General features: G+C 60.1%; 1 pseudogene. It reads right to left on the bottom strand.

From position 1 onward, the window contains the following. Positions 1 to 263, bottom strand: a pseudogene (locus tag HAP95_RS07680) (IS5/IS1182 family transposase); the annotation flags it as partial.

Raw genomic sequence — 263 nt, 5'->3', positions numbered from 1 at the left:
CTTTAGGCGCAGGGTCCGGTGCCTGGGGGGCTTTGCCTCGGGGTTTTTGCCCCAGGGCTTCTTGTTCCGCACGGCGCGCCATTTTCGTGTCGTAATGTTCTTTCTCTTTGGCATAACGGACCTGTGCCCGCTCGGCAATCTTCGCCTTGGCCACTGCCATCACGGCCAACCGGTCTTCTCGGCGCTGGATCTCTTCGGGCAGATTCACGCCCTCGGGAATCCCGGACTGATCCGCCTGTTCTGCCAGTGTAAAGAGTTCCTGT

The sequence above is a fragment of the Acidithiobacillus sulfurivorans genome (assembly GCF_018853815.1).
In the GTDB taxonomy this organism is placed as follows: domain Bacteria; phylum Pseudomonadota; class Gammaproteobacteria; order Acidithiobacillales; family Acidithiobacillaceae; genus Acidithiobacillus; species Acidithiobacillus sulfurivorans.
This window is presented reverse-complemented; position numbering and strand designations above follow the sequence as displayed.